This is a genomic window from Sphingomonas sp. Root720 (assembly GCF_001428605.1).
Taxonomy (GTDB): domain Bacteria; phylum Pseudomonadota; class Alphaproteobacteria; order Sphingomonadales; family Sphingomonadaceae; genus Rhizorhabdus.
Map to the genome: position 1 here is coordinate 379,991 of NZ_LMID01000012.1, position 9,182 is coordinate 389,172.

General features: G+C 69.0%; 13 protein-coding genes and 1 riboswitch. Of the genes, 6 read left to right on the plus strand and 7 right to left on the minus strand.

Annotated elements, in window-relative coordinates:
- Nucleotides 1-7 precede the first annotated feature (7 nt).
- The 6 genes from ASE22_RS16875 to ASE22_RS16900 all read right to left on the minus strand — a co-directional run bounded on the left by ASE22_RS16875 (nucleotide 8) and on the right by ASE22_RS16900 (nucleotide 4,612).
- Complete coding sequence (locus ASE22_RS16875) at nucleotides 8-787, minus strand: sulfite exporter TauE/SafE family protein (RefSeq protein WP_082545346.1); 780 nt, start codon at nucleotides 785-787, stop codon at nucleotides 8-10.
- 11 nt (nucleotides 788-798) lie between these two features.
- Complete coding sequence (gene nusB, locus ASE22_RS16880; protein WP_056362171.1) at nucleotides 799-1,254, minus strand: transcription antitermination factor NusB; 456 nt, start codon at nucleotides 1,252-1,254, stop codon at nucleotides 799-801.
- Nucleotides 1,251-2,552: a histidinol dehydrogenase gene (gene hisD / locus ASE22_RS16885; protein ID WP_056362174.1), complete on the minus strand. Its 1,302-nt coding sequence runs from the start codon at nucleotides 2,550-2,552 to the stop codon at nucleotides 1,251-1,253. The genes nusB and hisD overlap by 4 nt, the downstream gene beginning before the upstream one ends.
- Nucleotides 2,542-3,207: an ATP phosphoribosyltransferase gene (gene hisG, locus ASE22_RS16890; protein ID WP_056362178.1), complete on the minus strand. Its 666-nt coding sequence runs from the start codon at nucleotides 3,205-3,207 to the stop codon at nucleotides 2,542-2,544. Before hisG ends, hisD begins: the two co-directional genes overlap by 11 nt.
- Nucleotides 3,208-3,289: 82 nt before the next feature.
- Nucleotides 3,290-3,856, minus strand: a complete 567-nt coding sequence (locus ASE22_RS16895; RefSeq protein WP_056362571.1) for a TMEM165/GDT1 family protein — start codon at nucleotides 3,854-3,856, stop codon at nucleotides 3,290-3,292.
- 16 nt (nucleotides 3,857-3,872) lie between these two features.
- A riboswitch (yybP-ykoY riboswitch) is annotated at nucleotides 3,873-4,043 on the minus strand.
- Nucleotides 4,044-4,111: 68 nt separating this feature from the next.
- Nucleotides 4,112-4,612 (minus strand): Dps family protein, encoded by a 501-nt coding sequence (locus ASE22_RS16900; RefSeq protein WP_056362181.1) that lies wholly within the window; start codon nucleotides 4,610-4,612, stop codon nucleotides 4,112-4,114.
- 298 nt (nucleotides 4,613-4,910) lie between these two features.
- On the opposite strand from ASE22_RS16900, the gene rpmG reads away from it, so the two are divergent.
- Nucleotides 4,911-5,078 carry a 50S ribosomal protein L33 gene (gene rpmG / locus ASE22_RS16905; RefSeq protein WP_010125625.1) on the plus strand — a complete coding sequence of 56 codons (168 nt, stop codon included), beginning with the start codon at nucleotides 4,911-4,913 and terminating at the stop codon, nucleotides 5,076-5,078.
- Nucleotides 5,079-5,256: 178 nt separating this feature from the next.
- Here rpmG and ASE22_RS16910 read toward each other — a convergent pair whose 3' ends face one another.
- On the minus strand, nucleotides 5,257-5,652 hold the full coding sequence (locus ASE22_RS16910; protein ID WP_200933103.1) for a response regulator: 396 nt from the start codon (nucleotides 5,650-5,652) through the stop codon (nucleotides 5,257-5,259).
- 95 nt (nucleotides 5,653-5,747) lie between these two features.
- Between ASE22_RS16910 and ASE22_RS16915 the strand changes: the two genes are divergently transcribed.
- The 5 genes from ASE22_RS16915 to ASE22_RS16935 all read left to right on the plus strand — a co-directional run bounded on the left by ASE22_RS16915 (nucleotide 5,748) and on the right by ASE22_RS16935 (nucleotide 9,019).
- On the plus strand, nucleotides 5,748-5,981 hold the full coding sequence (locus tag ASE22_RS16915) for a DUF3572 domain-containing protein (RefSeq protein WP_235536439.1): 234 nt from the start codon (nucleotides 5,748-5,750) through the stop codon (nucleotides 5,979-5,981).
- 62 nt (nucleotides 5,982-6,043) lie between these two features.
- On the plus strand, nucleotides 6,044-6,604 hold the full coding sequence (locus tag ASE22_RS16920; RefSeq protein WP_056362573.1) for a hypothetical protein: 561 nt from the start codon (nucleotides 6,044-6,046) through the stop codon (nucleotides 6,602-6,604).
- Nucleotides 6,605-6,682: 78 nt separating this feature from the next.
- Nucleotides 6,683-7,150 carry a RidA family protein gene (locus ASE22_RS16925; RefSeq protein ID WP_056362189.1) on the plus strand — a complete coding sequence of 156 codons (468 nt, stop codon included), beginning with the start codon at nucleotides 6,683-6,685 and terminating at the stop codon, nucleotides 7,148-7,150.
- Nucleotides 7,122-7,889 carry a glycerophosphodiester phosphodiesterase family protein gene (locus tag ASE22_RS16930; RefSeq protein ID WP_235536438.1) on the plus strand — a complete coding sequence of 256 codons (768 nt, stop codon included), beginning with the start codon at nucleotides 7,122-7,124 and terminating at the stop codon, nucleotides 7,887-7,889. The genes ASE22_RS16925 and ASE22_RS16930 overlap by 29 nt, the downstream gene beginning before the upstream one ends.
- On the plus strand, nucleotides 7,883-9,019 hold the full coding sequence (locus ASE22_RS16935; protein WP_056362196.1) for a GNAT family N-acetyltransferase: 1,137 nt from the start codon (nucleotides 7,883-7,885) through the stop codon (nucleotides 9,017-9,019). Before ASE22_RS16930 ends, ASE22_RS16935 begins: the two co-directional genes overlap by 7 nt.
- Nucleotides 9,020-9,182: the final 163 nt, after the last annotated feature.

Here is a 9,182-nt window from a genome sequence, read left to right on the forward strand (position 1 = left end):
CGGGCGTCTATGCGACCAGCCGGCTCACCGCATCCCATGTCAGCTTGATGCCGACGAGCATGGTCAGCCCGTAGACCATCACATAGAAGCGCTCGGCATCGATGCGACGGACCAGCCGCACCCCCGCGAAGGTCGAGGCGATCGCCACCGGCAGCAGCGCCGCCGAGGCGAGCAGGTTGACCGGGGTGAACTGGCCGAGGCCGACATAAGCGGGCACCTTCATCCAGTTGATCAGCGCGAAGAAGATCGCGGTGGTGCCGACCAGCACGTCGCGCGGCAGCTTCTGCGGGAAGACCCAGAGCTGATATGGCGGGGCGCCGGCATGGGCGATCTGGCTGGTCAGCCCCGAGGCGGCGCCGCACAGCAGGCCCACCCAGTCGGGCAGCACCTGGCTCGGCGCGACCTTGCCGCCGCGCTCGACCCACAGCCGCTGCCCGCCGAATAGGACCGAAATCAGGCCGAGCGTCAGCAATATCCAGGTCTCGGGCAGGCTGGCGGCGAACAGATAGCCGAGCAGGATGCCGACCGCGGCGGCGGGCACCATCACCAGCATGATATGCCTGTCCCAGGTACGGCGGAAGGCCCAGACGCCGACCGCATCCTGGACGATCAGCAGCGGCAGCACGATGGCCGCGGCCTGGACCGGCGGCACCACCAGCGCGATCATCGGCATGGCCAGGGTGCCGAAACCGATGAAGCCGCCCTTGCCGAGGCCCATCAGGACGACCGCCGGGATCCCCAGCAGCCAGAACAGCGGATCGTGGAGGATCGCGGTGTCGACCGTCACCCGCGCCGGGCCTACCCGCGCACGGCTTTTGCGATGCCGTCGAGCACGCCGTTGACGAAACCCTTCTCCTTCTTGTCGTAGAAGGCGTCGGCGACGTCGACATATTCGCTGATCACCGTCGCGGTCGGCACGTCGGGCCGGGCGATCAGCTCATAGGCGCCGACCCGCAGGATCTGCCGCATCGGGCGATCGAGCCGCTCGAGCGTCCACCCGCTCGCCAGCCGCGCGACGATCGCGGCGTCGATCTCCTCGCGCCGCGAATCGACCCCCTTCACCAGGTCGTCGAAGAAGCTGACCTCGGCCGCCGCATATTCGACGTCCTCGATCGTCGCGCCAAGCCGGTGCTGGTGGAACTCGTCGAGCAGCAGGTGGAGCGCGGTGCCCTCCATCTCCTGCTGGTAGAGCGCCTGGGCGGCGGCGAGGCGGGCGGTGCTGCGCGAGCGGGAGCGTTCGTTGTTCCTGGTCATGATTCCTGGGGTTCCAAGCGGGCGGCGACCGACGCCGCATGCGCGGGCAGCCCTTCCGCCGTGGCAAGCGCGACCGCCGCCGGCCCGATCGCGGCGATCGCCGCCGCATCGAGCGCGATGAAGCTGGTCCGCTTCATGAAGTCGAGCACCGACAGGCCCGAGGCGAAGCGCGCCCGGCGGCCGGTCGGCAGCACATGGTTGGGGCCCGCGACATAGTCGCCGACCGCCTCGGGCGCGTGGCGGCCGAGGAAGACCGATCCGGCGTGGCGGACCCGGTCGAACAGCGCCTGCGGATCGGCGACCGCCAGCTCGAGATGCTCGGGGGCGAGCCGGTCGCTGAGCGCGGGCACCTCGTCGAGATCGGCGACGAGGATGATCGCGCCGTTCGCCTCCCAGCTCGCCCGCGCGGTCGCCGCGGTCGCGAGCCGGCCGAGCTGCGCCTCGACCCCGGCCGCGACGGCATCGGCGAAGGCCGCATCGTCGGTGAACAGGATCGACTGGCTGGTCGGGTCGTGCTCGGCCTGGCTGAGCAGGTCGGCGGCGATCCAGGCGGGATCATTGTCCTTGTCGGCGACGACGACGATTTCGGACGGGCCGGCGACCATGTCGATGCCGACCACGCCGTAGAGTTGGCGCTTCGCCTCTGCGACCCAGGCGTTGCCGGGGCCGACGATCACGTCGACCGGACGAATCCGGTCGGTGCCGTAGGCGAACGCGGCGATCGCCTGCGCGCCGCCCACCCGCCAGACCTCGTCGACCCCCGCGAGCGCCGCGGCGGCCAGCACGAGCGGGTTGACGATGCCGTCGGGCGTCGGCGTCACCATGACGAGGCGGTCGACCCCGGCGACCTTGGCGGGGATCGCGTTCATCAGCACCGAGGAGGGATAGGCCGCGCGGCCGCCCGGCACATAGAGCCCGGCGGCCTCGACCGCCCCCCAGCGCGCACCCATGCGGACGCCGGCGGCGTCGGTGCGCTGGCTGTCGGCGGGGCGCTGCTCGGCATGATAGGCGCGGATGCGGGTCGCGGCGAGGTCGAGCGCGGCGCGCAGCCCCGGGTCGAGCCCGGCGAGGGCGGCGTCGCATTCGGCGCGTTCGATCCGCCAGCCCGAGGCGTCGAGATCGTGGCGGTCGAAACGCCTCGTATAGTCGGCCAGCGCCGCGTCGCCGCCGTCGCGCACCGCCGCGACGATCGCGCGCACGTCGCGCGAGACGTCCTCGTCGGCCTCGCGCCGGCCGTCGACCAGCGCGGCGAAGGCGGCGGGGAAGCCCGGATCGCGGCTGTCGAGCCTAAGCGGCATCCCGGCTCTCCACGGCGCGGCGGAAGCCCTCCACCAGCGGCACGATGTCGCCCGCGCGGGTCTTGAACGCGGCGCGGTTGACGATCAGCCGCGACGAGATGTCGGCGATCTTCTCGACCTCGGCCAGCCCGTTGGCCTTCAGCGTGCTGCCCGTCGACACGAGATCGACGATCCGGCTCGACAGGCCCAGCACCGGGGCGATCTCCATCGCGCCGTTGAGCTTGACGCACTCGGCCTGGACGCCGCGCGCCTCGAAATGGCGGCGGGTGATGTTGGGATATTTGGTCGCGACGCGGACATGGCTCCACTCGCGCGGATCGTCCCCCTCGGCCATCGCCACCGGCTCGGCGACCGAGATGCGGCAATGGCCGATGTTGAGGTCGACCGGCGCGTAGAGCTCCGAATAGTCGAACTCCATCAGCACGTCCGAGCCGACGATGCCGAGCTGCGCGGCACCATGCGCGACGAAGGTCGCCACGTCGAAGGCGCGGACGCGGATGAGGCCGATGTCGGGCCGGTTGGTGGCGAAGCGCAGCAGCCGGCTGTCCTCGTCGCCGAAGGCCGGCTCGGGGGTGATCCCGAGCGCGGCGAACAGCGGCAGCACTTCCTTGAGGATGCGGCCCTTCGGCACGGCGATGATGATCTGCGCGGTCATGTCGCCGGGGGCCTTAGAGCAGCGCCGCCCGGCTGACAACGGATCGGACCGATTCGCTGTCTCCGGAACGACGGAGGGAGAATCAGAACAGCTCGCGCAACGCCAGCACGCCGAGAATCGCGAAGATGATCGCCGCGGCGATCCGCATCACCTTCAGCGGTACGATCCGGGTGATCCGGTCGCCCAGGAAGACCGCGGGGACGTTGGCGATCATCATGCCGAGCGTGGTGCCGAGCGCGACGAGCTCGACCGAATGATAGCGTGCGCCGAGCGCAACAGTGGCGATCTGGGTCTTGTCGCCCATTTCGGCCATGAAGAAGGCGACCGCCGTGGTCAGGAAGACGCCGTAGCGCGCGGGCTTGCCGGCGTCCTCGTCCTCGTCGAGCTTGTCGGGCACCAGCGTCCAGGCCGCCATGGCGAGGAAGCCGAGCGCGACCGCGAGGCGGAACCAATAGCCGTCGAGCAGGCCCGAGATCGCCGAGCCGGCCCAGGCCGCGAGCGCGTGGTTGACGATGGTGGCGGCGAAGATGCCGAGGATGATCGGCACCGGCGCGCGGAAGCGGCAGGCGAGGATGATCGCGAGCAGCATCGTCTTGTCGCCGATCTCGGCGAAGGCGACCAGCAGGGTCGAGGCGAGGATGATGTCCATGACAAGGTTCCGGCCGGGCTGGCAGTTGACGGACGACACCGGCACCCCCCGCCCGGCTGGACGAAGGTGCGGTGTCATCGGTCTTGCCAAGGCTCAAGAGCTTGATCGCACCATGGGGTCTCCCCCAAGCATGTTGACGCGATCTCCGCCCCGAAGGACGGCCGGCTACTCCCCGGATGACGAGGTGCGGTTAGGGGAGAGGAGACGGTCGGTCAACCGTCTTCCCCTCCCCGTCCCGCGATAGAGGGATGAAGATCAGGCGTTCCGCGCGGTCTCGAACAGGAACCAGGCGCGCTCCTCCGCCTGGTCGGTCCACTCGTCGAGGATGCCGCTGGTCGCATTGTCCTTGGCGGCGTCGACGATCTCCTTGGCCTCGCGCAGCTTGGCGACGAGCGCGAGATTGTCGTCGCGCAGTTCCTTCAGCATGTCCTGCGCAGCGACGAAATCGGCGTCGTTGTCCTTGATCGACTGGCGGCGGGCGATGTCGCCGACCGAGCGCAGCGTGACGTTGCCGGTCTTGCGCACCCGCTCGGCGATCACGTCGGTGGTCGCGAGGATCTGCGCCGCCTGGTCGTCCATCAGCAGGTGATAGTCGCGGAAATGCGGGCCCGACACGTGCCAGTGGAAATTCTTCGTCTTGAAGTAGAGCGCGAAGCTGTCGGCGAGGATGCCGTTCAGCGCGTCGGCAACGCTCATGGCGCTGTTGCTGGTCAGGTCGGTCGGGGTCGCCAGTGCGGCTTTGGGTTTCTTGGCCATGATATGAGATACTCCCGTTCGATTCGGCTCTCTAACGAGCACTTTGACAAAAGGTGGCGGACACGTCGCCTGAAAATCCTCGCTAGGACAAATCGATCCGTTCGATCATGGCGTCGATCCGGGATTTCCCGAGGCCGATCTCATGGGCCGGATTTCATAGGCCGGATTTCATGGGCCGAATTTCGATGGACGCCGACACGATCCTTGACTCGGGGGCCTTTCCGCCCTTATGGGCCCCATCCGAACAGCGGCGCGCGACGCCGCTTTATTTTTTGACAGAGATTAAGGGTTTCGGGTCATGGCCAAGCCGACCACCGTCAAGATCAAGCTCGTCAGCACCGCTGACACCGGGTTCTTCTACGTCACCAAGAAGAATCCGCGCACCCAGACCGAGAAGCTGAGCTTCCGCAAGTACGACCCGGTCGTGCGCAAGCATGTCGACTTCAAGGAAGCCAAGATCAAGTAAGCCGCCGGCCGGTTCGCCCGGCCCGCTTGCCTGAAGGCTTCGCAAGCACCCGCCGTTCGCGGCGGGTGTTTTCGTTTGTCTGTTGGCCTCACGCGCCGGCGGTCGCATCCGCGACCCTGGGGCGGATGCCCGCGCCCGGCGTCCGGGGGCTAAGACAAAAACCCCTACCCCGCCCGCCCTACCCCGCCCGGACGAATCCCCCGCCGAGCGGTCCCGCGAGATCCTCGACCGCCAGCACGAAGCGCGACACCGAGATCGGCTTCGACACATAGGAATCGGCCCCCGCCTCGCGCACCCGGCTCTCGTCGCCCTTGCCGGCATAGGCGGTCACCGCCATCACCGGGATGTCCTCGAGCAGCGAATCGGCCTTCATCATCCGAATCAGCTCGACCCCGCTGATGTGGGGCAGCTGGATGTCCATGATCACGAGATGGGGCAGGAAGACGCGGATGGCGTCGAGCGCCTCGCGCGCGTCGCGGACCGTCCTGACCTCGGCGCCATGCGCTTCGAGCAGATCGCGGAAGAGCCGGAGGTTCAGCTCATTATCCTCGACAATCAGGACTTTTTTCGCCACGGCAGCCACATCTAACCGAGCTTCGAGCCTAAGTCATGCCCTCCTCGGAAACAAACCCCGCAAAATTGCGTGGATCGAGCGACGAAGCCCCGCTGGTGACGGGGCTGAAGGCGCTCGTCTGGACGCTGGGCGATCCGTCGCGCGCCCAGCGCCTGCTCGACCTGACCGGGCTGACCCCCGACGCGCTGCGCGCCGGGGCGTCCGATCCGGCGGTCCTCGGCGCGCTGCTCGACTTCCTGTCGGCGCACGAGCCCGATCTCGTCACCTGCGCCGAGGCGATCGGCGCGACCCCCACCGACCTGATCCGCGCGCGGGAGGCGCTCCAGTGAATTCTCGGGCGAGGACCGGCCGGCCGCTGCTGATCACCGACTGCGACGAGGTGCTGCTCCACATGGTCACCCCGTTCGGCGAGTGGCTGGACCAGGAACATGCCATCGACTTCGCGATGGAGCGGCCCGATTTCTCGGCCGCGCTGACCCGCCGTGCCGACAGCAGCACGGTCGCCGAGGAGCATATCGGCCCGCTGCTCGACGCGTTCTTCACCACCGAGATGCACCGCCAGACGCTGGTCCCGCACGTCCAGCACGCATTGGCGACGATCGCCGAGCTGGCCGACATCGTCGTCCTCACCAACCTGACCGACCAGTTCCACGCCGGCCGGGTCGCGCAGCTCGAGGCGGTCGGCATCCGTCACCGGGTACAGTGCAACCAGGGCGGCAAGGGCCGGCCGGTCGCCGACCTGGTCGCAGAATATCGGCCCTCGGCGACGGTGTTCGTCGACGACCTGGCCCAGCATCACGGTTCGGTCGCGCGGCACGCCCCCGAGGTGTGGCGGCTGCACATGGTTGCCGAGCCGCGCATCGCCCGGCATCGCGCCGCCGCGCCCGACGCCCATGCCCGGATCGACGACTGGGCCGAGGCGCTGCCCTGGATCGTATCGCGCTTCGCGTGACGCGCGCGACCGCGCGGTCGCTTCATCTTCGTTAACAGCCCGCTTGACGGTCGGCGGGGACTACAGGAAAGAAACGCCATGAGCATCGACACGCGTCTCGCCGAACTGGGGATCGTGCTTCCCGCCCCCGCCGCCCCGGTCGCCGCCTATGTGCCGGCGGTCGAGGTGAACGGACTCCTCCACCTCTCGGGCCAGCTCCCCTTCCGCACCGATGGCAGCCTGATCACCGGGCGGCTCGGCCAGGACGTGACGCTGGAGGACGGCACCGAGGCGGCGAAGCGCTGCGGCGTCATGCTGATCGCGCAGATCAAGGCGGCGCTGGGCGGCGATCTGTCGCGGGTCGAGCGCATCGTCAGGCTCGGCGCCTTCATCTCCTCGACCGCCGACTTCACCGACCAGCCCAAGGTCGCCAACGGCGCGTCGGAACTGATGCAGGCGGTGTTCGGCGACGCCGGCCGCCATGCGCGCAGCGCGGTCGGCGTTCCCGTCCTGCCGCTGGGCGCGGCCGTGGAGGTCGATGCCATTGTCGCTGTTCGGCCTCTTTGATCGCTGGCGGTTTCCGGTCTCCGACGCCCGGCGCGTCGGCTTCCTGACGCGCACGCCCTTTGCCGACAAGGGGCTTCACGGCAGTCGCCATCCCGAGAACAGCCGCGCCGCGATCGAGGCGGCGGTGTCGATGGGCTATGGCGTCAAGGTCGACGTCCAGTTCAGCCTCGACGGGCTCGCCTATGTCATCGCCGACCCGACGATCGAGCGGATGACGGGAGAGCCCGGCCAGGTCCGCCACCTGTCGGGCAAGCATCTCGCCGAGGTCCGCCTGCGCGGCAGCGATGAGAATATCCCGCTGCTCAAGGAGATATTGGGCCTGGTCGCCGGCCGTGCCCCGGTGCTGGTCGAACTCAAGACGATCGAGGGCCATGTCTCGCAGCTGTGCGTCGCCGTCCGCCACGCGATCGAAGGCTATCGCGGGGAGGCGGCGGTGATGTCGCTCCATCCCGAGGTGCCGCGCTGGTTCGCCTCGCATGGCAGCCGCATCACGCGCGGGCTGATGCTGTCCGACGACAGCGTCTACGCCAGGGAGGCGGGGTCCGAGCAGATCAAGGCGATGTGGCGCGCCCGGCCCGAATTCCTCGCGATCGACATCAACGACCTGCCCAACCGCTTCGCCCAGCGCCAGCGCCGGCGCGGCATCCCGATCCTGGCCTGGACGGTCGCCTCGGCCGAGCAACAGGCGGTCGCCGCCGACTGCGCCGACCAGATCATCTTCGAGGCACCGGGATGGTAGAGCCCGTCACCGCCCGGACGGCGGAGGGGGTGGGCAGCATCGACCGGGACGAGTGGAACGCCTGCGCGGGCGGCGGCAATCCGTTCGTCTCGCACGACTTCCTGGCGGCGCTGGAGGAATCGGGCAGCGCCACCGCGCGCACCGGCTGGCAGCCGGTGCCGGTCGTCATCGACGGCGCCGACGGGCGCCCCGCCGCGATCCTGCCCGCTTATGCCAAGAGCCACAGCCAGGGCGAATATGTCTTCGACCATGGCTGGGCCGACGCCTGGCAGCGCGCCGGCGGCGACTATTATCCCAAGCTGCAGATCGCGGTGCCGTTCAGCCCGGTACCGGGGCCTCGGCTGCTGCTGCGCGACGAAAGCCTCGGCCCCGCGCTGATTGCCGCCGCCGAGGCGCTAGTCGAACAGTACGGCCTGTCCTCGGCGCACGCGACCTTCGTCGCGCCCGATCAGATCCCGCTGTTCGAGGCGGCGGGCTGGCTGATCCGCACCGACCGCCAGTTCCACTGGACCAATCGCGGCTATGCGAGCTTCGACGACTTCCTCGGCGCGCTCGCATCGCGCAAGCGCAAGGCGATCCGCAAGGAGCGCGCCTCGGCGGTCGCGGGGCTGGAGATCGTCCACCTGACCGGCGCGGCGATCGAGGAGCGCCACTGGGACGCCTTCTGGCATTTCTACCAGGACACCGGCTCGCGCAAATGGGGCCGGCCCTATCTGACCCGCGCCTTCTTCTCGCTGCTCGGGCAGCGGATGGCGGACAAGGTGCTGCTGATGCTGGCGATGCGCGACGGCCAGCCGATCGCCGGCGCGCTCAACCTGATCGGCGGCGACACGCTCTACGGCCGCTATTGGGGCTGCATCGAGGAGGTCCCCTTCCTCCATTTCGAACTCTGCTATTATCAGGCGATCGACGCCGCGATCGCGCGCGGCCTCGCCCGGGTCGAGGCGGGCGCGCAGGGCGAGCACAAGCTGGCGCGCGGCTATGAGCCGGTCGCGACCTGGTCGGCGCACTACATCCCGCACCCGGGCTTCCGCCGCGCGGTGGCCGACTATCTCGAGCATGAGCGCCGCGCGATCGAGGCGAACATCGAGGGGCTGGAGGATTATACCCCGTTCCGGAAGGGGGAGTGATTCCGTTTGAATCGCCTCAGGCGCCGGCGGTCACATCCGTGACCTTGGCTATCCTCGCATAAGCTCGGGCGCGCGTTCGCGCTTGCGGAGCCCTGTCGGGCTCCGACGATAAGCTCTGCGTCGGGACATTTATGTCCCCCAAGGCCGAACGGCCGCCCGAGCT